Source organism: Tabrizicola sp. (assembly GCF_041919135.1).
In the GTDB taxonomy this organism is placed as follows: domain Bacteria; phylum Pseudomonadota; class Alphaproteobacteria; order Rhodobacterales; family Rhodobacteraceae; genus Tabrizicola.
Map to the genome: position 1 here is coordinate 14,638 of NZ_JAYRUJ010000006.1, position 21,839 is coordinate 36,476.

A 21,839-nucleotide genomic window follows, 5' to 3' on the forward strand; every position below is an offset into this window, starting at 1 on the left:
GGGCGAACGCATCAGATCAGCCCCACCCCCTGTGCGATGGTCACGGCATGGGCCCGGTTGCGGGCCTGCAGCTTGGCGAAGATCGTGCGCAGATGCATCTTCACCGCCATCTCGGTGCTTTCCAGCGTCCGGGCGATTTCCTTGTTGGTGCGGCCCTCCTGCACCAGCTTCATGATCTGGGCCTGGAGCGCGTTCAGCATCGGCCGCGCCTCTGTGCCCTGCCCCTGCGCCGGGGCCTCGGCACTCCCGGCGGGCAGGAAGACCTCTCCCGAATACACCAGCCGCAGCGCGGCCGGCAAGGATCGCAACGGCATGGTCTTGGGAATATAGCCCGCGGCCCCGGCGTTGACGGCCTTGAGCGCAAATTCGGTCGAGATGTTCCCCGAGAACAGCACCACCTTCGCGCCATTCGCCGCAGCGACGACCTGTGCGATGCTGGGCAGGCCGTCCATTCCCGGCATCATGAGGTCCAGCAGGACGAGGCTGAAGCTCCGCTCCCCGAGGGCCGCCAGAACTTCGTCGAGGCAGCGCGTCGTGCGCGCAACGAAATCACCCTCGCGCAGCAGGATATGGGCCACCGCCTCGGCCACAAGGGTATGATCGTCAGCAATGAGGACGTCGATGAACTCGGACATGAAGGAGATGACTCTCACCTGTGCAGCCGGCGTCGCGTTCCGGCTTTCGGTCGGCGACGTTACCTGGCCGAACGATCAAATCAATCGAGACTGACGAAAGACAGGTTCGCGTGCCATTCGGAACTGGATGGCCAGCGCAGCCCGGATGCGCCTATGGGAAAAGGGCGCCCGGAAATCCGGGCGCCAAGGTACAGGCTTGCGCCCGACGGACATCTCGGCCGAAAGGGCAGTCGGTTAGGGCCAAGTGCAGCTACAGAGTATCGGCCCCCCGGTCGAAACGGGTGAGGGCATAGGTTTGCCATGGGCTCTCTTTCGGTCACGGCGCGACCGCGACGATAAGCCCGTCGTTCACGGCCCCCAGGACGGTCGGGGCAATGGCGCCGACCTGCACCGCGACCCGCTCCACCTGCAGTCGCACCGCACCAGTGACGTCCTGCGCGTTGCTGCCCAGGTTCAGCGCGACCAGCGAGGGGCCCTCTCCGCCCGCGACAAAACGGCTCGACTGCGCCAGCGCCTCGACCCCGCCGGCTGCGATCGCCTGGTCGATGCGTCCCGTCGCCCCCATGGTCACCGAAGAAAGGTCGGGCACCAGCGCCTCGGATGTCAGCCCGCTCAATACCGTGCCTGCGTTCGACACGCCCAGCACGGTCGAAGCAATGACCCGCCCGGTGGCGGCAGCAACGGCCCGGTCGGTGACGGCGGCCGCGCCCAACTGTGCGAACTGCAGGTCGTCGGCCAGGGCGGCAATGCCGATGCGCCCGTCGACCCGTCCCGCGATCAGACCACGCGCCTCACGCAGCGCGCTGCCCTGCGCATCCTGCTGCCAAAGCGACAGCTGCCCGGCCGGCGGCAGCGAATACAGCGCGCTGCCCACCGGATAAAGTCCCCGCGCCAGCCCCGCGGCGATGCCGCCCGCCGCCGCGTCATCGACCCAAAGCCCCGTCGCGCCCGCCGTGGCGGTGACGGGATTGCCGAGGGCATCGAAGCCCACCACCACCTCTTGCCCCGGCTGAAGCGTAAGCGCGGCGTCGTGCAACCCCTCCATCGCGATGGCCGAGTTGATGCACACGGCCGAGAAGTCCTGCGCCTCGATCAGCCGGAGCACGCGCTCCAGGATCGAGCCGTTGGCCCGGGCCGGGGGCGCACTGGCTGCCACCAGCGCGGCAACGGCCAGAAGACGGCAGGACAAAGCCGAAGCGTCGCGCAGCATCTCGGACCTCCGTGCCTCCAGGGAAGACCCCGGCCTTGCGGGCCGGGGCCGATGTCATCCTCAGGGCGTGCCGACGATGCCGGACTGGATGCCGTTCACGGCTGCGTTCACGCCCGAGGTGATGGTGCCGGTGTTGACCGCGCCAAGGACGGTGGTCGCCACGTTGCCCATGCTGCCGTTCAGGCCGGTCATCGTGGTGTTGACCGAGCCGATGATGTCGGTGGCGTTCGACGCCACGTTCAGCACCAGCGCCGAGGAGTCGACCGACCCGCCCAGCTGCTCGATCGTCGCCGCGACGGCGGAGGACTTGGTGGTGATCGCCTCGCTCACGTCCTGGTTCACGCCCAGGGTGATGTCGCCGGTGTTGACCGCGCCCAGAACGGTGGTGGCCATGTCGCCCAGGTCGACCGTGACCTGCTCGACGGCCAGGACGGCGCCGTTCACATCGGCGGTCGGGCCGTCGAAGCCGCTCAGCAGGTTGGTGATCGAGCCGTCGATTTTCGTCAGCATCTCGCCGGTGTCGCCCACGGTGCCGATATTCTCGGCGATGTTGGCGAAGACGCCGTTCACCGTTTCCATGTTGGTGTTGCCGTTGATCTTGCCCAGGACGCGCTCCAGGACGGATTGCGCCTGCGCGCCACCGGCGCTCAGGGCCAGGCCAAGGGCCGTGGTCAGAAGCAGTCTGTTCATTTCGAACCTCATGAATTTGGGGACTCCCCGCGACCTGCGCCGCGGGGAGATGGGTTCATGCTCAGGGCGTGCCGACGATGCCCGACTGGATGCCTTCCACCGCCGAGTTCACGCCCGAGGTGATGGTGCCGGTGTTGACCGCGCCGAGGACCGTGGTCGCCACGTCGCCGAGCGAGCCGTTCAGCCCGTCGAAGGTCGTGTTGACCGAGCCGATGATGTCGGTCGCGTTCGACGCCACGTTCAACACGATCGCCGAGGTGTCGGCCGAGCCGCCCAGCTGGTCGATGGCGTTCGAGACGGCCGAGGAGGTGCCGGCGATCGCCTCGCTCACGTCCTGGTTCACGCCCAGGGTGATGTCGCCGGTGTTGACCGCGCCGAGGACGGTGGTGGCCATGTCGCCCAGGTCGACCGTGACCTGCTCGACGGCCGTGACGGCGTTGTTCACATCGGCAGTCGGGCCATCGAAGCCGCTCAGCAGGTTGGTGATCGACCCGTCGATGGCCGTCAGCATCTCGCCGGTGTCGCCCACGGTGCCGATGTTCTCGGCGATGTTGGCGAAGACGCCGTTCACGGTCTCCATGTTGGACGAGCCGTCGATCTGGTCGAGTACCCGCTCGAGAACCGACTGGGCCGAAGCCGCGCCCGAAAGGGCGACAAGGGCCAGAGCGGTAGTTGCAAGGAGTTTCTTCATTTGAAGTTTCCTGTCCTGATTGACCGTTTCCCACCCCCATGGGAAACAGCGATTGCACCCGGCGCGAGGAGGGGCCGGTCTTGCCCTTCGGGTGTGGGGCACCCGAAGGGTAGGTCGATGGGGCGGCCCGGCCGCCTTCAGGGTGTCGGCATGCCGGTCCCTCCAAGCTTCTTGTCATCTGGTCCCGGCGCGCCGGGCGACTCGGATGTCGGGGCGGCGGCCTTGGCCTTGGCCAGGCGGCGGGCCTCCTGCGCGACGACGATGGCCTGTTCCACCAGCGTGGCGGCGGCGTCGCCCTCGGGGCCGGTCAATCCGGCGGCCGCAGCCTCTTTCAATGTCTTGACCGCCATGGCCATGTTCATTTCCGCTTCCGTCGCGGCCTTTTCGGCCTCCTCGGCGGTCTTGGAGCGGGCGGCACGGTCGGCGGCGGCAATCGCCCTTGCCGCATAGGCGGTGGCGTTCCCCGCCAGCTGACGTGCCGCGGGCGGGCTGGCCGCGGCAGGTTTCTGCGGGGCCGGTTGCGGGGCGGGGGCCGCGCTGGCCGGGGCGGACCCTCCCCCGCCCGCCCCGGTCGGGGCCGCACCCGCTGCCGCAGGTGACCCCTTGCGCGCCGCCGCTGCCTCATCCGCCGCGGCGGTGATCTCGCGAAGCGTGCTGCCATCTCCGGATGACAGCATCCCGCTTGGCGCGGCGTCGATGGATTTGATCTCGGCCCGGCAGTCGGCCGCGGCATCCGCGTCCAGCGTCTGCGCCAGAAGCTCGAACACGGCATAGCTCATCATCTGGCGCAGCGTCAGTTGCAGCGCCTCGCGCTCCATTCCGCCGATGTCGGCCTCGACCAGGGTCTCGCCAAGGTAGCGGCTGGTCTCGAAGCCGATTTCCTTCTCGTAAAGCTGCTTCTGCAGCGGGACATTGGCTACGATGCGGCCGGTGTTCGCATCGGTCAGCGCCAGATCGAGCCCGATCAGGACGCGGTTCTGCCTGTAGCGCGGACCGACGCCGGCGACGCTCAGCTCGGCCCCGCCGCCGGGGATGAAATCCAGGCTGTTGATCGAACCCGAGATGAACAGGTCGGCAGGAATCTGCGTGCGGATGTTGCGGATGCCCCAGTTGTTCTCGGCCAGGGGAATGTTCGGGTCCCGGCGGTTCACCACCGTCAGCCCGGCCCGGAACAGCGCCGACTGCACCATGTCGCCCGCCCCCTGCGACACCAGCTTGCCGGTGCCGCTGTCCGCATATTGTTCCTTGCCGGTGGTATCGGCGATCGTCCCGACCCCGAAGGACAGGCGCTTGGGGAACTTTCCCTTCATGCAGATCAGCGCCCGGTCGAAATCGGTCACGATGTCCTGCATCGGCGGACCCTTCACGATCTCGGCGTTCTTCCCCTTGGGGGTGACCGCGCCCGGCGTCGGCACCGCACAGGCCGCAAGGGCCAGCAGAAGGTACAGGGCCAGGGTCGGGCGCATGGTCAGGGGATCGCGCAGGCCGAATTCACCTGGCCGCTGTCCGTCACGGTGACATAGGGCAGCGTATAGCTGCTTCCCAAGCCGCCATAGGCATTGGCATCGGCCGCACCCGGCGAGGTGGTCGTCGAACTGTGCACAATCGAGCCATCCACGCAGCCCGAAGATTCGGCGGTGTTGTTGGCCACCAGGCTGTTGTTGTCCCCCTCGACGGTGATCGTGGTCGAGCCGGTGTTCAGCGCGCCCACCGAATAGGTCTGTTCGCCGATGGCATCGCCGATCTGGGTCGAGCCGCTGATCGTGCCGCCGCCCGAATCCACCTCGATGTAGTTCGAGCGGTTGTCGTTGTAGTTGTTCGTATTGTAGACGACCTGCGGGTCGCCCTCCTCGGCATTGCGGATCGCCTCGGCCCGCTGCAGGGCCACGCTGCGGTCGCTCGCGGTGTTGAAGCCGAAGACGCCGGCCCAGCTTTGCCCCGCGCTGGAATAGTTCTGCGCCGCGGCGGGGGCGGATATGGCCAGGGTCAGCAAGGCCGCCATTCGCAGTGACCGGAGGATGAACAGACGCGCGGGGGTCATTTGCCGAACTTGTCGAACGAGATGTCGCCGGTATTCCGGTCGATATGGACACCTGTCTTGTCCGTGCCGGCGACGACCTCACGGCCGTTGATCCCCGCATAGGTCTCCTCGGTGTTGGCGGTCGTCACGCCGGTCGGCCGGGACGGCGGCGGATTCGGATTCGGCGTCGGTGTCGGACCCGGCTTGGGGTCGGGCAGGTCCGGCGAGACGGGCGGGACGGCTGGAACCACGACCGGGCAGGGGACCAGATAGGGGTCCCATTTGTCCTGTGAAAGCACGTAACCCGCCGGCGGTGCCTGAACGCAATAGACCACCTGCTCGGAGGTCAGCGGCCGCTGCGGCGCGCAGCCCACAAGTGCAATGCCGGTTATGGTCAGCAAGACGATCTGATATTTCGGCATCATGGCCCCTATGGCGACGGCCCGGCCTTGGCCAAGCGCAGGAAATCTCGTGGAATTTTCTGTTTCGCCCGTGACCTGTCGGCAATCCACTGCGCAAAAGGATTTCGTACCGTCCGAATGGATGCCGTCATGGCGATCGTTGCGCCGAAAGCGTCCGGCCCGACCAAACGCTCGCGGGACGAGGGTGCCCGCCATCGATGGTGGACACTATGGGGTGGCGCCGGCGATGAGGCTTCGGACGGATGAAGCGGTTAGTCCGGTGGCGGCCCGATGTCCGCCTCATCTTCCAGCCTTGCCCGCACGGGGTCGCCGTTCCCGCCAGCCGGTCTCGGACCATGGGAGATGGGAGGCGGGAATACCGGAGCCTGCCGGCCCTGCCCAGTCGCGCTGACGCCCGACCCGGCCGGCATTCCAGCCGGCTCAGACCAGACCCAGATCACGCGCCAGCACGACAGCATGCGTCCGGTTGTGCGCGCCCAACTTGCGGCAGATCGCGGTGACATGCATCTTCACCGTCGGCTCGGCCAACTGCATCTCGACGGCAATAGCCTTGTTCGTCTGCCCCCCGACAAGATACTCAAGCACCTTGTTTTCCCTTTCGCTCAGCTCGCTCTTGCGTGCTTCGCGCAGCTGCTCGGAGCTGCGGCGCATCAGGTCCATCGGCAGGTAGCGCTCGCCCGCATGCATGAAGCGGATCGCATTTGCCAGGCTGCGGAACGGTGTCGTCTTCAGCACGATTCCCGCAGCGGCCGAGTTCAGAATCTCGTCCGTCATTCGCGCCGTAGGGCTGCTGGTGAGGATGCCGACCGGATGACCCTGGTTCAGCCGCACCATCCGGCGCAGGCCTTGGACGCCGTTCATTCCCGGCATGTTGAGATCGAGCAGCACGACGTCATAGGGCCCGCTCTGCTGTACCTGAAGCACCGCATCGTCCAGGTCGTTCGCCACGGTCACCTGTAATCCCGCAGATGTCGAAAGGAATAGCGCGAGCATGTCCAGAATCATCCGGTGGTCATCGGCAATCAGAACGCGCAGTCTCCTCGTGGACGGATCGGATTCGGTCATCGGATTTTCTCGTTGTGCGAGTAGTTTGTAGGACTGCGTTTAATCTGGAACGGAACGCATATTTGACGCCGGGGACTCCCATTGGTCATTGGCGGATCATTCCGGGAATGGCAGGCGGCCAATGGTTGGCCACGCATAAACTTTCGCGCCGACCTGTGATGCTGTCGGATGAAAGCCACCCCATCGATTGCGCTGCCAATGCCTTCGCTATCAGCGACCGCATCCGTCAGGGCGCCGGAGCCGCCCGTTTTTTCCGCACATAGTCCATCCCGCCCCGAGCGCCGTTCTGGATCGGCGCAGGAAGCCTGGCCCCTTGCCTGCAAGGAGTTTCCGCAACATCAGCGACATGAGGGGGGAAAGGTGAGAGGCTGGACAACGACCCAAGCGGGGCTCGTTACGGCTGCTTCCTTCCGGACCTGACCGGGTTGGCGAGGCGCCTGCCCGCGCCAACCTCTCGAGCGGGGATATAGGTGAAAGGCGGATGCCGTGCAAGGTGGCGTGCGCCGCTTAAAGCAGCCCCGCCATCCGCGCCCCGGTCAGAAGGTCCGGCGCCAGGTGATGCGCCCAGCGGCCCTGGCTTGGAACCAGGTCGGGAACCTGCACCACCACGCAGCCGGCGCGATGGGCGGCCTCGGCCCCGGTCTCGCTGTCCTCGAACACCAGGCAGCGGGCGGGATCCAGGCCGAACAGCCCCGCCGCAAGAAGATAGGGGTCCGGCGCAGGCTTCGGCGCGCGCACGTCGTCCAGGGTCACGACATGGGCGAAGCTCGGGGCGATCCCGGCAATGGCCAGCTTGCGATGCGCGCCCGCGCGGCTGGTGGAGGTCACGATCGCCATGGGCCGCGCCGTCCGCGCCAGAAGCTCCTCGGCCCCCGCCTTCAGCGTCAGGCCCGCATCCACCCCGGCCGCGAAACCCTCGCGCCAGTGGCGGTTGACGGCATCCAGATCGGCCCCGGGCAGTGCCGCGCGGATGATCAGGGCGGCCGTCGGTTCATCCTTGCCGACCAGGGCATGCATGAAGGCCTCGTCAACCGCATGGCCATGCGCGGCAAAGGCCGCCAGCCCGGTGGCCAGCGCGATGCTTTCGGTGTCGATCAGCGTGCCGTCGAGATCGAAGAATACGGCGTCATACATCCCCGGCTCCACATTGGGCGCAGGCGATATAGCCGATCACAGGTGCAGCCGGTAGTGGGTGAAGCCCTCGCCGTCCGCGCCAAGGGCCTGGGGCCGATAATGGGCGATGTCCGCAAGATGCCGCGCCGAACCCTGCCCGGCCGCAAGGATGACCGAGGTGCCCGGCATCGGCAGGAAGCGCCAGTTCCGGGCGGGGGCGGCGCCGACCTCGCCCCTGCTGCGCAGATGGTCGGCCAGCACCGACTGCACCCGCTGTCCCTGCGGCAGGACCGGCACCTGCGCCGCACCCGCTGCCCGGGTCCGATTCGCACGGTGGCTGTTGGTGACCAGGATGAAACGGTCGTCCCCCGCCACGGGGCGGCCCGCATGGCACAGGCCGACGACCCGCCGCGCCGCGGGATCGGCCAGCCGGCCCTGGGCATCAAAGCGCGCGGGCCTGCTCAGGTCGATCGCATAGGAAAGCGCGGGGATCGCCTCGAAGAAGAAGGCCGGGCGGTCAGGGTCATGCAGGGGTGCGTCGACCGAACCGGCGGGCACCTGGTGGAAGATCGAGGCCGAAACCTCCAGCCAGTCGGCGACCTCGGCACCGGAAAGCTCCAGGGCGACCAGCGTGTTGGGGTAGAGGTAAAGCTCGGACAGGTTGCGCATCCGGAAGGGGCCCGGCGCGATGTCGGTGAAATTCCCCGGGCCGGCCCGCCCGCCCGAACGGTATGGCGTGGCCGAGGCCAGGACCGGAACCCCGTCCCAGGCCGTGCCGGCAAGCGCGGCCCGGACATGGGCGGCCTTTGCCTCGGCCATCAGTTCCAGCGCCGCACTCGGGGCGACCGTGGCGAAATGCGTGTGCAGCGGCACCTTGGTCCTGCCCAGCACCTGACGCGACCAGGCCAGCGCGGCGCGGTGATCCGGCCCGATCGCGCGAAGCAGATGCTTCGGCGCGCCCCGCCCGGCGTCCACCACATCCAGCCGCGCCGAGGCACCCTGCACCAGCCAGCGCCGCCCGCCGGAGAGCGACCTGGACAGCACGAGGTCGATCACCCCCAGATGGCTGCCGGAATGGCCCGGCATCACCGCAGGCTTTCCCGCCAGCAGCCCGCGCTCGGGGTCCACGCCCGGCCCCGCCGGAACCGAGGCGCCCGGGAAGGCCAGGTGGCAATGGCCCGCGATCACCGCGTCGATCTCGGGCAGGGCGGCAAGCGCGGTGGCCGCGTTCTCCATCCCGTCCACCGGCTCGACCGGGCCGATGCCGGTATGGGCCAGCGCCACGATCACATCCGCCCCGCTGGCCCGCAGCCGCGGCAGCCAGGCCCGCGCCGCAGCCAGGATGTCGCGCATCCGGATCCGCCCGGCCAGATGGTCGCGGTCCCAGACCTCGATCTGCGGCGGGGCGAAGCCGATCACCCCGATCCGAAGCCGATGCGCCCGCCCCTCGCTGTCCCGGACCACCCGCTTCAGCAGGACATAGGGCGGCACGAAGGTGCGGTCCCGCAACGGGCTTGGTCCAAGTCGGGTCGCGATATTGGCCGAGACGACCGGAAAGCGCGCCTGTGCCAGCGAGGCGGAAAGGAAGGGCAAGCCGTAATTGAATTCGTGGTTGCCCAGCGTCACCGCGTCATAACCCAGGGTGTTGAATGCCGTGATCACCGGATGAGCCCTGCGGCGCCGAGTGCTGCCCGCGACGTAATCGGCCAGGGAATTGCCCTGAAGGAAATCGCCGTTGTCGAACAGGAGGGAGTTTGCCGCGCCCGCCCGCCGCGCCGCGATCTGCCGGGCAATCTCGCTTAGCCCCCGGCCGCGGATCGGGCGGTTGGTGCAGTAATCATAGGGCAGAAGTGTCGCGTGCAGGTCGCTTGTGGCGATCAGGCGCAGATCGATCCTTGCGCCGGCTTGCCGGTCCTGGATCGGAGAGGATGGAAGCAGGTCGGCAAGGGATCGTTGCGGATCACTCGTCAAAGCTGACGCATTAAGCACTGGTTAACGACCCTTCCGGGAAACGGGGCTGCAACACCCGGCAGCACTGGTGAACAACCCTGGCCATTACGCTTCACAATCCTGACGGGTCCGAAGTAGCGCGGAAGTTGTGACAAGGTTAAGGCAAATTGAAGAAATTCACGGCATGGTTGCTTTCAGGATGCAGGTTCTGCCATCACGGCACGGCAATTGACACGCACCAGGCCCATTGGGGCAACAATCCGGGAGAAGGGCCAAAATCATGCGGATTGCCGAAACGGTAACGTTCGGCGGCTCTGCGCTGGATCGCGCCGCCCAGCTTCGCCGCGACCCGCAGGCATTGGCCGCGGCGCTGGAGCGGGGCCGCATCCTGCCGCTCTGGCGCGGCAAGCCGCTGATGCAGGGCGACCAGCCGGGCTGGCTTTCGCCCGGCCATCCGGCCCTTGGCCCGGCCGCGCCGCCGGTCTTCCTGGGGCTGGACGACGGGATCCCGCGCTTTGCCGCCGAACTTTCGGCCTGGACGCCTGCCGCCGACCAGGACAGCGTGCCGCCCGCCTTCTTCGATCCCTCAATCCAGCATCACCCCGACTTGCCGCCGGACTGGGGCTTTGCCGAACTGCGCGGCGTGATGACCCTGCTGTCACCCCGCGCGGCCGAACTGGTGGCCACGGCCAAGGCGCTTCTGCATTGGCACGCGAGCCACCGATTCTGCGCCGCCTGCGGCGCGGCCTCGGATCTGGTGATGGGGGGCTGGCAGCGCACCTGCCCTTCCTGCGGCGCGCATCACTTCCCGCGCACCGATCCGGTGGTGATCATGCTGGTCACGCGCGGCAACTCGGTCCTTCTGGGGCGCGATGCCGGCTGGCCGGACGGGATGTTCTCGCTGCTGGCCGGTTTCGTCGAACCCGGCGAGACGGTCGAGGCCGCCGTCCGCCGCGAGGTGCAGGAGGAGACCGGCATCCTGTGCGGGCCGGTCGGCTATCTCGCCAGCCAGCCCTGGCCCTTCCCCGCCTCGCTGATGATCGGCGCCCGGACCGAGGCGCTGAGCGAGGCCATCACCATCGACCCCGAGGAACTGGAACAGGCCTGCTGGGTCAACCGCGAGGAACTGGTCTCCGCCCTTGCCGGGCTGAATCCGCATATCAAACCGGCGCGGAAAGGGTCGATTGCGCATTTCATCCTGCGGAACTGGCTTGCCGACCGGCTGGATTGACCCGATCCTGCCCCCTGTCCCGCCGGTGAAGGAGCCGAGATGAAACTGACCTCGAAAAGCGACCTCGAAGCGCCGCTCTCCTTTGTCTACGCGACGCTCGCCGACCACGCGGCATGGGAGCGTGCGGCGATCCGCCAGGGGGTCCAGGTGGAACGCCCCGACGATGCCCCGCGCACGGGAATCGGGGCCGCCTGGCGGATTCGCGGCAAGGTGCGGGGCAAACCGCGCCAGATGCTCTTGCGGCTGACCGAGACCACGCCGGACAAGGCGATGGGCTACAGCCTGGACAGTCCTTCGGTCGAAGGCACGGCGCGATTCGAGGTGCTGGCCCTCTCGCCGCGCCGCACCCGGCTGCGGGTGGTGCTGGAGGTCCGGCCCAAGACCCTGGCCGCGCGGCTGTTTCTGAACACCCTGCGCCTGACCCGCCGCCGGGTCGAGGCGAAGTTCGACGCCCGCACCGCCCAGCTGGCCCAGCGCATCGCGGCAGGCTACCAGGACGGCCTCATCCGGGCCGGGCGGATGTGATCAGCCCCGCTCGCGGTCGGCCGGATAGACGCCCAGGATCTTCACCTCCGAGGTGAAGTAGCGCAGTTCCTCCAGCGCCAGGGCGACGTTGGGGTCGTCCGGGTGGCCCTCGATGTCGGCGTAGAACTCGGTCGCGGTGAAGGTGCCGCCGACCATGTAGCTTTCCAGCTTGGTCATGTTCACCCCGTTGGTCGCGAAACCGCCCATCGCCTTGTAAAGCGCGGCCGGAATGTTGCGGACCCGGAAGATGAAGGTGGTGATCATCTTGCCGGTCCCGCGCCGGGTGAAATCGGGCTCGCGCGACATGACCAGGAAACGGGTGGTGTTGTTGGCATGATCCTCGATATGCCGCGCCAGCACTTCCAGCCCGTAGATCGAGGCCGCAAGCTCGCTGGCCAGCGCGCCGCGGCTGCGGTCCCCGGCCTCGGCCACCTCGCGCGCGGCGCGGGCATTGTCGCTGCTGACCTTGCCCCGGATGCCATGCGCCTTCAGGAAACCCGCGCATTGCGGCAGGATCACCACATGGCCATGCGCTTCCTTCACGTCCTCGACCCGCGCGCCGGGGACGCCCAGAAGGTTCACATGCACGCGGACGAAGGCCTCGTCCACGATGTGCAGGCCAGAGCGCGGCAACAGGGAATGGACGTCCGCCACCCGGCCATAGGTCGAATTCTCGACCGCGAGCATGCCCAGGTCGACCTCGCCGCGCGCGACCTTGTCCACCACTTCCTCGAAGGTCGTGCTGGGGACCGGCTCGAAATCCGGGCGGGACTGCCGGCAGGCCTGGTGCGAATAGGCACCCAGTTCGCCCTGGAATGCGATGCGTCCGGTCATCGGCCAACCCCTCCCTGCGCAAGAAATCCGCCCCTTGGGCGCATCATGGCGCGTCTACACCTTGAAACCTGCGGGTGGAAGCGGATAGATACCGCGCGGAACGAAGACCCCGGATAGGTGAACCATGTTCGACACGATGACGATGACCAAGGCTGTGGGCGCGGTTTGCGGCTCGCTCCTTGTCCTCATGCTGGCGGGCTGGGCCGCCGACGGGCTTTACACGGTGGGCGGCACCGGCCATGGCGCCGAGGGTGAGCTGACCCAGGCCTACACGATCGACACCGGCGCCGGGGAAGCCCCGGCCGAGGGCGACGCGGCGGCGGCGGCGGAAACCGTGGACGTGGCGGCGCTGATGGCCTCGGCCGATGCCGCGGCGGGCGAGAAGGTGTTCAAGAAGTGCGGCTCCTGCCACAAGATGGACGGCAGCAACGCCGTCGGTCCGCACCTGAACGGCGTCGTCGGGCGCAACCACGCCTCGGTGGAAGGCTTCGCCTATTCCGACGCGATGGCCGCGCATTCGTCCGAACCCTGGACGCCCGAGGCCCTGTTCGCCTTCCTCGAGAACCCGAAGAGCGCGATGCCGGGCACCAAGATGTCCTTCGCCGGCCTGCCGAAGCCCGAGGATCGCGCCAACGTCATCGCCTATCTGGCCGCCAATCCCTGATCGGCCAGGATCCTTCTGTCAGCGGGGGCCCGTCGCGGCCCCCGTCTGCATTTCAGAAGTCGACCGCAAGGCCCTTCTTCTCCCAATCCCCATAGCGTACCGGCTCGGGCCCGTCGCGACCGCCGAGTTCGGGCGGCAGCGGGGCCCTGGCTTCGGCTGCCTTGCGGCGGGCCTCGGCCTCGGCAAGGGCGCGTTGCGCGGCGGGGGGCAGGTCGTCCTGATCCATGGTGCTTTCCTTGCGCCGCTTCCTTGTGCGGCGGTCCTTTGCTGATATACGCGCCGGGAAGGCGACAACAAGGGGTGGGCCGATGGCCGAAGGCGTCGCGGCACGCGCCGCAGCAGCGGAAATCCTGGGCGGCATCCTTGGCGAGGGCCGGATGCTGGAGGATGTCTCGGCCCCGGACCTGACCCCGGCGGACAGGGCGCGGGCGCTGCGGCTGGCCGGCACTGTCCTGCGGCATCTGGAACCCGCCGACCGCGTGCTGGACCGGCATCTGCGCAAGGCCCCGCCGCTTGCCGTGCGCAATGTCCTGCGGCTGGCGGTGGTGGAGCGGGCCCTGGGCGCGCCCGCGCATGGCGTGGTGAATGCCGCCGTCGAGATCATGCGCCAGCGCAAGCGCACCGCCCATTTCGCCGGGCTGGTGAACGCGGTCCTGCGCGCCCTGCCCGAGGGCGACCCCTTCAAGGGCCAGCCGCCGCAGCGCCTGCCGCGCTGGCTGCGCCAGCCGCTGGTCCATGCCCATGGCCGCGAGGTCGTCACCGCGATCGAGGCGGTGCAGGCGCAAGAGCCGCCACTGGACCTGACGCTGCGCCCCGGCTTCCCCGCCCCCGAAGGAGAGGTCCTGCCCACCGGCAGCCTGCGCCTGCACGGGCCGGCCCAGGTCTCGGCCCTGCCGGGCTATGAGGCGGGCGGCTGGTGGGTGCAGGACGCGGCCGCCGCCATGCCCGCGCGGCTGCTGGCAGCGCGGGCCGGAGAGCATGTGCTGGACCTTTGCGCCGCGCCGGGGGGCAAGACGCTGCAACTCGCCGCCGCAGGGGCGGACGTCACGGCACTGGACATCTCGGCCCCGCGCATGGCCCGGGTCGAGGCGAATCTGAAGCGCACCGGGCTGGCGGCGCGGACCATCACCGCCGACGCCCTGCACTGGCAGCCCGAGGGCCGGTTTGACGCGATCCTGCTCGACGCGCCCTGCTCGGCCAGCGGCACTATCCGGCGGCACCCGGACCTGCCCTTCGTCAAGGACGGCAGCGACCTGCCCGCGCTGGTCGCGCTGCAGGCAAAGCTCCTGGACCGGGCGCTTGGCTGGCTGAAGCCGGGCGGGCGGCTGGTGTTTGCCACCTGCTCGCTCCTGCCCGAGGAGGGCGAGGACCAGATCGCCGCCGCGCTGGCGCGCATCCCCGGCCTGACGGTGGAGCGGGCCGACCTGCCCGGCATTCCCGCGGATTGGTGGACCCCCGCCGGCGGCCTCCGCCTGCGGCCGGACTACTGGGCCGAGCGCGGCGGAATGGACGGGTTTTATCTGGCGCGGCTGCGACATGCGTAGGGTGCGCTACGGCACACCATTCCACCCGGCCGAAGGTGCGCTGTAGCGCACCCTACGCGGGTTCCACCTCTGCCGACCAATGCGCGCCGGAAGGGCCGACGAGAAAACCGTCGGACAACCGGCCACCCGGCACCATCGGGCGCAGCATCGCCTCCAGCCCGGCGCCGTCGATCCGGCCCGCCAGCCTGTCGGCATAGCCCGCGCAGATCGCCCGGAAGCCCTGCGACTGTGGCGAGAGGCGCAGCGCGGCGACCCCGGCCTCTTCCAGCGCCTCGACCTGATGCGCCATGCTGGCCGTCGACTGGCTGAGCGTCTGCACCCCGTTCACCGCCAGGAAGGGCTGGCCGTCCAGCGTTTCCACGTCGCGGCCGTCCGGATCCTGATCGCAGACGAACTGGCAGCTGTCCTTGGCCCGGTCATGCAGCCGCGCATGGTAGCAGCGCCCCGAGATCGCCAGCGGCAGGCGGCCATGGCCCCAGACCTCCACCGGCACCCCCTCCTCGCGTCCCAGCCGCGCCAGCACGGCGATCGAGGCCAGGGTCAGCTCCGGCGGCAGGCAGATGCGCCGCGCGCCGCGCCGGATCAGCCAGCGCAGCGTGCCTTCGTTGTAGATGTTGACCAGCGGGCCGACCCAGAACGGCTGGCCCTCGGGCACATGCGCCAGCGCGGTCAGGTCGTTGACCTCGACCGGCAGGCCCAGGTCCTGCAATTCGGCCGTAAGCTTGCGCTCGCGCTTTAGGGTGACCAGCGCCAGCGAGGTGATCGCCACCTCTTTGCCGCCCGCAACCAGCGCCTCGATCGCGCCCGGGATCTCGCCCTGCCAGAACGGCAGGCGTTTCGAGCACACCAGTTCGCCCAGCACGACGCGCGACACCGGCGCGCCCGAAAGCTCGCGGTAGAAGCCACGCACGGTCTCGGCGGGCCAGAAGAAGAAGTTCGGGCCGACGGTCAGGTCCATGGTCATCTCCAGGTCTTGGCATAGGCGCCGGCGGTGGCCGCCTGGCCCTCGGTCAGGCGGGCGAGCGCGCTTTCCGGCAGGGGCAGGCCCGCCGCCTGCGCCTCGACCGCGGCGCGGAAGGCGCGGACCACCTGGGCGACATAGGCGCGGCTGCGCTGCCGCCCCTCGATCTTCAGGGCCGAGACGCCCGCCTTCGCCAGCTTCGGGATCAGATGGGTCGCATCCAGCGAGACCGGGTCCTCGAAGATATGCCCGGTCTGCTCGCCCGAGGTGAAGCAGCCCTTGCACAGGGTCGGATAGGGGGCGGGGGCGGATTTCGGCGTGCGGTGGATGGTAAAGCCCCCCAGCCGCGCGGCAAGATCGCCGCCCTCCTCGGCATAGGCGACATGGCTGGCGGGGGAACAGACGCCATTCATGTTCGGCGACTGGCCGGTGGCGTAGGACGACAGCGAACACCGCCCCTCGGCCATGACGCAGAGGCCGCCGAAGACGAAGACCTCGGTCTCGACGTCGATCTCGCGGTTGATCGCGGCGATTTCGTCGACAGTCAGCACGCGCGGCAGAACGACGCGCCGGACGCCGAAGGCGCTGGCATAAAGGTTGATCGCATCCGGATTGGCCGCCGCCGCCTGCACCGAGAGATGCCGGCGCAGCTTCGGGTGACGCTCGGCGGCATGGGCCAGAAGGCCGATGTCGGCCAGGATCACCGCATCCGCCCCCGCCGCCTCGGCATTGGCCAGGGCGCGGTGCCACAGGGGTTCGGCCCCGGCGCGGGGAAAGGTGTTGATCGCGACCAGCACCTTGGCGCCCCGCGCATGGGCAAAGCCCACCGCCTCGGCCAGTTCCTCGGGCGAGAAGTTCAGGCCCGGAAAGTTGCGGGCGTTGGTCTCGTCGGCAAAGCCGCAATAGACCGCATGGGCCCCGGCCTCGACCGCGGCGCGCAGCGCGGCCGGCGTGCCGGCGGGGCAGACGAGTTCCATCATGGCATTCCCTCGATTCGGTGCAGGTGCAGTCCCGTGACGCGCTCGGCCCCGGCAAGGACCCGGCGCAGCGGCCGGGCAAAGGGACCGGAGAGCGCGGCCAGTTCTTCGGTCAGGTCCAGCTCCGCATCGTCCATCGCATTGCGCAGGGCGAGGACGGCGGCCGTATCGCCCTCGACCGTCAGATCGCGCGAGAAGAACAGGGCATCGCCATCCTCGGCCCCGTGCATCATCGCAAGGAAGGCCGAGAGCGTCCCGGCGATCCGCGCGTCATGCGCGGGCGCGCGTGCGCGCGAGTGGGCGGTCATGGTCGCGTCCTGCGGCTGCAAAAGCAGCACCCAGGGCAGGTCCACGGGGTCGATCAGGAAGCGGCGGGCGGCATGGTCGCCCAACCGGCGCAACATCGCGGGATGGGCATCCGAGAGGCGGCGCGTGAGGCGGCCCAGCAGCAGGTTCAGCGGCGGCAGCGGCAGGGGCCGGGCGGCAAGGCCGAGGGCACGCGGCAGGCGCGGCAGGGTGGGGGACATCGGGCGATCCTTGGTCGGTTGCCCTGTCATAGGCGAAGGAAGCCGCGCGGTGATTGATCTTAGTCAAGTCGCCGCGTCGCGCTTCGCGGTATCCGCATCGGCCAAAGGACCCGTCCCGCCATGCGCAGCCTGCCCGTCTTTTCCGATCTCCGCGCCTTCCTCGCCCATGCCGAGGCGGCGGGCGACCTGGCGCGCGTGGCGGCCCCGGTGGACCTGCGGCACGAGATGACCGCCGTCCAGCTTGCCGCCCTGCGCGCGGGCGGCCCGATCCTGCGCTTCGACGCCGCGACAAGCGACGGCAAGCGCGCCGCGATGCCGGTCGTCGCCAACCTTTTCGGCACGCCCGCCCGGGTGGCGGCGGGCCTTGGCCTGCAACTCGACGAGGTTCCGGCCTTCGGCGATTTCCTTGCCGCCCTGCGCAGCCCCGCCCCGGTGGAAGGCATGCGCGACGCCCTGTCGCGCTGGCCGGTCCTGCGGGCCGCGCTGCAGGGGCGCCCGAAACTCCTGCGCCATGCGGTGGCGCAGGAACAGTCTGCACCATTGGATCTGTCCCTGGTCCCGGTGCAGACTCCCTGGCCCGGGGATGCCGGGCCACTCGTCACCTGGCCTGTCGTCGTGACCCGCCCACATGGGTCCGAGGCAGGCCAGGTGGCACGCTACAACCTGGGCGTCTACCGGGCGCAGGTGCTTGGACCGGACCGGCTGATCCTGCGCTGGCTTGCCCATCGCGGCGGCGCGGCGCATCATCGCGGCTGGCTGCGCGCGAACGAGCCGATGCCCGTCGCCATCGCGCTGGGGGCCGATCCGGCGACGCTCCTTTCCGCCGCCCTGCCCCTGCCCGAGACCGTTTCCGAGATGGCCTTCTCCGGCGTGTTGCGCGGTGCCCGGGCCGAGATCGTGCCGGCCAGGACGGTGCCCCTTCTCGTCCCCGCCAATGCCGAGATCATCCTGGAGGGCTGGGTCCACCCCGGCGAGACCGCGCCCGAAGGCCCGTTCGGCGACCACACCGGCTATTACAACTCGGTCGAGCCCTTTCCGGTGATGCGCCTCTCCGCCATCACCCACCGCCGCGACCCGCTTTACCTGACCACCGTCACCGGCCGCCCGCCGGACGAGCCCTCGGTCATCGGCGAGGTGTTCAACACCCTCGCCCTGCCGGTGATCCGCGCCCAGATCCCCGAGGTCACCGACCTCTGGCTGCCCCCCGCCGCCTGTTCCTACCGCATGGCCGTGGTGCAGATCGACAAGCGTTACCCCGGCCAGGCGCGGCGGGTGATGCTGGCGCTCTGGGGGATGCTGGCGCAATTCAGTTATACCAAGACCATCGTCGTCGTGGACCGCGACATCGACCCGCGCAGCTGGGACGACATCGCCTGGGCCATGGCCACGCGGATGGATCCGGCACGCGACGTGATGGTGCTGGACGGCACGCCGATGGACTATCTCGACTTCGCCTCCCCGCGCGAGGGGCTGGCGGGCAAGCTCGGGATCGACGCGACCACCAAGATCGGGGCCGAAACGACGCGGGAGTGGGGGCGCCTCATGGCCCTGGACCCCGCGCATGAGGCACGCGCGACCGAGCTTCTGCGCGGGGTCATCCGATGACGGCGCGGGTCATCCTTGGCGTCTCGGGCGCCTCCGGCGCGGCCCTGGCGCTGGACTGCGCGCGGGCCTTGCGCGCAGCGGGCGCGACGGTGGAACTGGTCCTCTCCGCCATGGCCGAGCGCACGCTGACGCTGGAGATCGGCCCCGGCGCGCGGGACGAACTGGTCAGCCTCGCCGAACGCCAGCACCCGGTGATCGACCTTGGCGCGGCCATCGCCTCGGGCTCCTTCCCGGTCCACGGCATGATCGTCGCCCCCTGCTCGATGCGCAGCCTGGCCGCCATCGCGCATGGGCTGGACGACAACCTTCTCACCCGCGCCGCATCCGTCCAGCTCAAGGAGCGCCGCCCGCTGGTGCTGCTGGCGCGCGAGGCCCCGCTGACGCTGGCGCATCTGCGCAACATGACCGCCGTGACCGAGATGGGGGCCGTGGTGATGCCCCCGGTCCCGGCCTTCTACCTGCGGCCCGAGACGACGGCCCAGATCACCGCCCAGGTCGCCGCGCGGGCGGTCGACCTTCTGCGCATCGCAACCCCCCAGGCGCGCGCCTGGAACCCGGACGAAGGACAACTGCCATGACCGAACTCTCTCCCTCTGCCATCGTCGGCGACATCGCCGGAACCCTGCCCGGCGCCGCCGAGGTCTTCCGCCGCAACGGCATCAGCTTCTGCTGCGGCGGCACGCTGTCGCTGTCCGAGGCGGCGGCGAAGCAGGGCCTCGCCGTGGAGGCCGTGCTGGACGAGTTGCGCGCGCTGGCGGCCGGCGCGGGCCACGACGCCCCGGCCGAAACCCTGCCGCTGATCGACCATATCCTTACCCGCTACCATGAAACCCACCGGACCGAGATGGACTGGCTGATCCCGCTGGCGCAGAAGGTGGAAACCGTCCACGGCGACCATGACGAGGCGCCCCTCGGCCTGACCCAGGCGCTGATCGACCTGCAGGACGAGCTGGAAAGCCATATGGCAAAGGAAGAGCAGGTCCTGTTCCCGATGATGCGGCAGGGCGGGCATCCGATGATCGTCCACCCGATCGGCGCGATGCGGCACGAACATGATCATGCCGCCGAACTCCTGAGCCGGGTCGAGCATGTGACCAACGGCCTCAACCTGCCCGAGGGGGCCTGTCGCTCCTGGACCGCGCTTTACACCGGGCTGGCCAAGTTTTCCGAGGATCTGGTGACGCATATGCATCTGGAAAACACCGTCCTCTTCCCGCGCTTCGAGACCGCTGCCTGACGGTGGCCGGGCTCTGGCGCGCGCCGCACCTGCCGCTGTTCCTGCTGGCGGCGGTCTGGGCGGCGCTGGTGCCGCTGGTCTGGCTTGCGCCCCGGGCCTGCGATCCCCTGGCCTGGCACCGGCAAGAGCTGGTGCTGGGCTTCGCGGGCGCGGCGATGGGGGGCTATCTTCTGTCCGCCCTGCCGCACTGGCTGAAACAGGCCGGCGGGGCGGGCGGCGTTCCGCCGCGCGCCACCGTGCTTCTGGTGCTGGCATGGCTTGCCGGACGGCTGGCGGGCGGGGCCTGCCTGCCGGACGGGCTGGCGCTCGCCGGGCAGGCGCTTTACCCCGTCGGCCTGGCGTTTTGCCTGGTGGTTCCGGTGGCGCGCACGGCGGCATGGTCCCGCTTGCCGATCGCGCTGGCGCCGCTCGGCCTCGTGCTGGTCGCTCTCCGCCTGCGGCTTGACGGCGACGGGCTGACCGCCGTCCTTGCCATGGCCCTTCTCGTCGCGCTGGTCGGGGGGCGGATCGTGCCGGCCTTCCTCGCCGCCCGCGCCGGGTCCCGCGCCGCGCGCCCGGCGATGCCGCGCGGCGGGCGGCTGGCGGATCTGGTCACGGCCCTCGCGCTGGCGCTGCACCTTGGCGGCGCGCCCGAGGTCTGGACCGGCGCCATCCTCCTGACGGCCGCGCTGGCCCAGGCCCTGCGGATGCTGCGCTGGTCCCTGGCCCCGGCCCTGCGCCACCGGCAGGGCGACCTCCTTCTCCTGCTGGTGGCCTGGCTCTGGCTGCCGCTGGGCCTTGCCCTGGTCGGTGCGGCGCTTGCCGGCCTTTCGCCCCCGCCCCTCCCCGCCGCCCTGCACGCCCTGACGATGGGGCTGATGGGCGGCATGATCCTTGCGGTCATGGCCCGGTCCTGGATGATCCGCGCGCCGGGACGGCTGCAGGTCGGGCGGGTCACGGCAGCGGCTTTCCTTCTGGTGCAGCTTGCCGCCGCCCTTCGGCTTGCCCTGCCCGATCCGCTGCTTCCGCTGCTGGCCTGGAGCGCGGGCTGGACCCTTGCCAGCCTGGAGAGCATCCGCGCCGCCCGCCGCCCGGTGCCGCATCCGGTGCTCAGCGCGCGGCGCAGCCTGACGGGCACGGCGCCGCCTTCCTGATCCCCCGCGACAGCAAAGCGGCTTTCGCTGCGGCGCCAGATGGTCCAAAGAGGCGATCAGGGAATTCCGGTAACGGGCGGCTGCTGATGAAATCCGAACACATTGCCCTTGCGCGGCGGTCGCTGCTTCTGGCGGCGGCTCCGGAATCCGTGGCCCGGGCGGTGCTGGAAACCGCCCGCTTGCGCAACTTCGCGCGGGGCGAGACCATCTTCCTGCAGGGCGAGCGGGCCAGCGCGATCTATATCGTCGCGGATGGCTGGGTAAAGCTGTACCGGATCGCGCCCTCGGGGGCCGAGGCGGTGGTGGGGGTCTTCACCAAGGGCGCGAGCTTCGGCGAGGCGGTGGCCTTCCGGCACGACACCTACCCGGTCGCGGCCGAGGCGGTGACCGACACCAGCCTGATCCGGATCGAGGCCGACGCCTTCCTGCGCCAGATCCGCGAGAATCCCGAGGTGGCGATCTCGATCCTGTCGGCGACCTATGCCCACCTGCACAACCTTGTGGCCCAGGTCGAGGCCCTGAAGGCGCAGACCGGGGCGCAGCGGGTGGCGGAATTCCTGCTGGAACTGGCCCCCTGCCCGGATGGGGCCTGCGAGGTGACGCTGCCCTATGACAAGGTCCTGATCGCGGGCCGCCTGGGAATGAAGCCGGAGAGCCTGAGCCGGGCCTTCGCGCGGCTGAAGGAGCAGGGGGTGACGATCCGGCAGAATCTGGCCTCGATCGAGGATGTGGCGGCGCTGCGCGACTATGTCGAGGAGGACCCGGCGCGGGCCTGGTCGAAGGGCTGAGGCGGGCTGTCCAGCGT

General features: G+C 69.4%; 24 protein-coding genes and 1 other RNA gene. 9 read left to right on the plus strand and 16 right to left on the minus strand.

The genetic code is table 11. From position 1 onward, the window contains the following. Window positions 1-11: 11 nt before the first annotated feature. The 11 genes from ACE3UA_RS06280 to ACE3UA_RS06330 form a co-directional block, all read right to left on the minus strand. Window positions 12-653, minus strand: a complete 642-nt coding sequence (locus tag ACE3UA_RS06280) for a response regulator (RefSeq protein WP_374643569.1) — start codon at window positions 651-653, stop codon at window positions 12-14. Between the two features lie 298 nt (window positions 654-951). Next, entirely contained in the window at window positions 952-1,845 is an 894-nt protein-coding gene (locus ACE3UA_RS06285) for a hypothetical protein (protein WP_374643570.1), read from the minus strand. A 60-nt stretch (window positions 1,846-1,905) separates the two neighbouring features. After that, window positions 1,906-2,535, minus strand: coding sequence for a hypothetical protein (locus ACE3UA_RS06290; protein ID WP_374643571.1), 630 nt, complete (start codon window positions 2,533-2,535; stop codon window positions 1,906-1,908). A gap of 61 nt (window positions 2,536-2,596) precedes the next feature. Next, complete coding sequence (locus tag ACE3UA_RS06295) at window positions 2,597-3,226, minus strand: hypothetical protein (RefSeq protein WP_374643572.1); 630 nt, start codon at window positions 3,224-3,226, stop codon at window positions 2,597-2,599. A 137-nt stretch (window positions 3,227-3,363) separates the two neighbouring features. Beyond that, the gene (locus tag ACE3UA_RS06300) at window positions 3,364-4,692 is read right to left on the minus strand and encodes a CsgG/HfaB family protein (RefSeq protein WP_374643573.1); all 1,329 of its coding nucleotides are present in this window, start codon (window positions 4,690-4,692) and stop codon (window positions 3,364-3,366) included. Between the two features lie 2 nt (window positions 4,693-4,694). Then, window positions 4,695-5,228: a hypothetical protein gene (locus ACE3UA_RS06305; RefSeq protein WP_374643574.1), complete on the minus strand. Its 534-nt coding sequence runs from the start codon at window positions 5,226-5,228 to the stop codon at window positions 4,695-4,697. A gap of 35 nt (window positions 5,229-5,263) precedes the next feature. After that, window positions 5,264-5,668 (minus strand): hypothetical protein, encoded by a 405-nt coding sequence (locus ACE3UA_RS06310; RefSeq protein WP_374643575.1) that lies wholly within the window; start codon window positions 5,666-5,668, stop codon window positions 5,264-5,266. 420 nt (window positions 5,669-6,088) lie between these two features. Continuing rightward, window positions 6,089-6,733, minus strand: a complete 645-nt coding sequence (locus ACE3UA_RS06315) for a response regulator (RefSeq protein ID WP_374643576.1) — start codon at window positions 6,731-6,733, stop codon at window positions 6,089-6,091. 358 nt (window positions 6,734-7,091) lie between these two features. After that, an RNA gene (gene ffs, locus ACE3UA_RS06320) (signal recognition particle sRNA small type) lies at window positions 7,092-7,190 on the minus strand. 50 nt (window positions 7,191-7,240) lie between these two features. Beyond that, window positions 7,241-7,867, minus strand: a complete 627-nt coding sequence (locus tag ACE3UA_RS06325) for an HAD family hydrolase (protein ID WP_374643577.1) — start codon at window positions 7,865-7,867, stop codon at window positions 7,241-7,243. Window positions 7,868-7,903: 36 nt separating this feature from the next. Further along, entirely contained in the window at window positions 7,904-9,817 is a 1,914-nt protein-coding gene (locus ACE3UA_RS06330; protein WP_374643578.1) for a bifunctional 2',3'-cyclic-nucleotide 2'-phosphodiesterase/3'-nucleotidase, read from the minus strand. A 259-nt stretch (window positions 9,818-10,076) separates the two neighbouring features. Between ACE3UA_RS06330 and nudC the strand changes: the two genes are divergently transcribed. Continuing rightward, on the plus strand, window positions 10,077-11,027 hold the full coding sequence (gene nudC / locus ACE3UA_RS06335; RefSeq protein ID WP_374643579.1) for an NAD(+) diphosphatase: 951 nt from the start codon (window positions 10,077-10,079) through the stop codon (window positions 11,025-11,027). A 39-nt stretch (window positions 11,028-11,066) separates the two neighbouring features. Then, window positions 11,067-11,552 (plus strand): SRPBCC family protein, encoded by a 486-nt coding sequence (locus ACE3UA_RS06340; RefSeq protein WP_374643580.1) that lies wholly within the window; start codon window positions 11,067-11,069, stop codon window positions 11,550-11,552. Here ACE3UA_RS06340 and ACE3UA_RS06345 read toward each other — a convergent pair whose 3' ends face one another. Beyond that, a complete protein-coding gene (locus tag ACE3UA_RS06345; protein ID WP_374643581.1) occupies window positions 11,553-12,386 on the minus strand; it encodes a prephenate dehydratase in 834 nt (277 codons plus the stop codon). A 124-nt stretch (window positions 12,387-12,510) separates the two neighbouring features. Between ACE3UA_RS06345 and ACE3UA_RS06350 the strand changes: the two genes are divergently transcribed. Then, the gene (locus tag ACE3UA_RS06350) at window positions 12,511-13,050 is read left to right on the plus strand and encodes a cytochrome c family protein (RefSeq protein WP_374643582.1); all 540 of its coding nucleotides are present in this window, start codon (window positions 12,511-12,513) and stop codon (window positions 13,048-13,050) included. A 52-nt stretch (window positions 13,051-13,102) separates the two neighbouring features. On the opposite strand, the gene ACE3UA_RS06355 is transcribed toward ACE3UA_RS06350, so the two are convergent. Next, a complete protein-coding gene (locus tag ACE3UA_RS06355) occupies window positions 13,103-13,276 on the minus strand; it encodes a DUF1674 domain-containing protein (RefSeq protein WP_374643583.1) in 174 nt (57 codons plus the stop codon). Between the two features lie 82 nt (window positions 13,277-13,358). Here ACE3UA_RS06355 and ACE3UA_RS06360 point away from each other — a divergent pair, with 82 nt between their 5' ends. Beyond that, window positions 13,359-14,594, plus strand: coding sequence for an RsmB/NOP family class I SAM-dependent RNA methyltransferase (locus ACE3UA_RS06360; protein ID WP_374643584.1), 1,236 nt, complete (start codon window positions 13,359-13,361; stop codon window positions 14,592-14,594). 52 nt (window positions 14,595-14,646) lie between these two features. On the opposite strand, the gene ACE3UA_RS06365 is transcribed toward ACE3UA_RS06360, so the two are convergent. Genes ACE3UA_RS06365 through ACE3UA_RS06375 form a run of 3 tightly spaced genes read right to left on the minus strand, consistent with a single transcriptional unit; the run spans window position 14,647 to window position 17,059 of the window. Continuing rightward, window positions 14,647-15,552, minus strand: coding sequence for a U32 family peptidase (locus ACE3UA_RS06365; protein ID WP_374643585.1), 906 nt, complete (start codon window positions 15,550-15,552; stop codon window positions 14,647-14,649). 2 nt (window positions 15,553-15,554) lie between these two features. Continuing rightward, complete coding sequence (locus ACE3UA_RS06370) at window positions 15,555-16,532, minus strand: peptidase U32 family protein (RefSeq protein WP_374643586.1); 978 nt, start codon at window positions 16,530-16,532, stop codon at window positions 15,555-15,557. Beyond that, window positions 16,532-17,059 carry an SCP2 domain-containing protein gene (locus ACE3UA_RS06375; RefSeq protein WP_374643587.1) on the minus strand — a complete coding sequence of 176 codons (528 nt, stop codon included), beginning with the start codon at window positions 17,057-17,059 and terminating at the stop codon, window positions 16,532-16,534. The genes ACE3UA_RS06370 and ACE3UA_RS06375 overlap by 1 nt, the downstream gene beginning before the upstream one ends. Window positions 17,060-17,179: 120 nt before the next feature. On the opposite strand from ACE3UA_RS06375, the gene ACE3UA_RS06380 reads away from it, so the two are divergent. From ACE3UA_RS06380 to ACE3UA_RS06400, 5 genes are all read left to right on the plus strand, one after another. Continuing rightward, complete coding sequence (locus ACE3UA_RS06380; protein WP_374643588.1) at window positions 17,180-18,664, plus strand: UbiD family decarboxylase; 1,485 nt, start codon at window positions 17,180-17,182, stop codon at window positions 18,662-18,664. After that, window positions 18,661-19,242, plus strand: coding sequence for a UbiX family flavin prenyltransferase (locus ACE3UA_RS06385; protein ID WP_374643589.1), 582 nt, complete (start codon window positions 18,661-18,663; stop codon window positions 19,240-19,242). The genes ACE3UA_RS06380 and ACE3UA_RS06385 overlap by 4 nt, the downstream gene beginning before the upstream one ends. After that, the gene (ric, locus tag ACE3UA_RS06390) at window positions 19,239-19,901 is read left to right on the plus strand and encodes an iron-sulfur cluster repair di-iron protein (protein WP_374643590.1); all 663 of its coding nucleotides are present in this window, start codon (window positions 19,239-19,241) and stop codon (window positions 19,899-19,901) included. The genes ACE3UA_RS06385 and ric overlap by 4 nt, the downstream gene beginning before the upstream one ends. A 2-nt stretch (window positions 19,902-19,903) precedes the next feature. After that, window positions 19,904-21,034, plus strand: coding sequence for an NnrS family protein (locus ACE3UA_RS06395; protein WP_374643591.1), 1,131 nt, complete (start codon window positions 19,904-19,906; stop codon window positions 21,032-21,034). A gap of 86 nt (window positions 21,035-21,120) precedes the next feature. Then, window positions 21,121-21,822: a Crp/Fnr family transcriptional regulator gene (locus ACE3UA_RS06400; protein WP_374643592.1), complete on the plus strand. Its 702-nt coding sequence runs from the start codon at window positions 21,121-21,123 to the stop codon at window positions 21,820-21,822. Window positions 21,823-21,839: the final 17 nt, after the last annotated feature.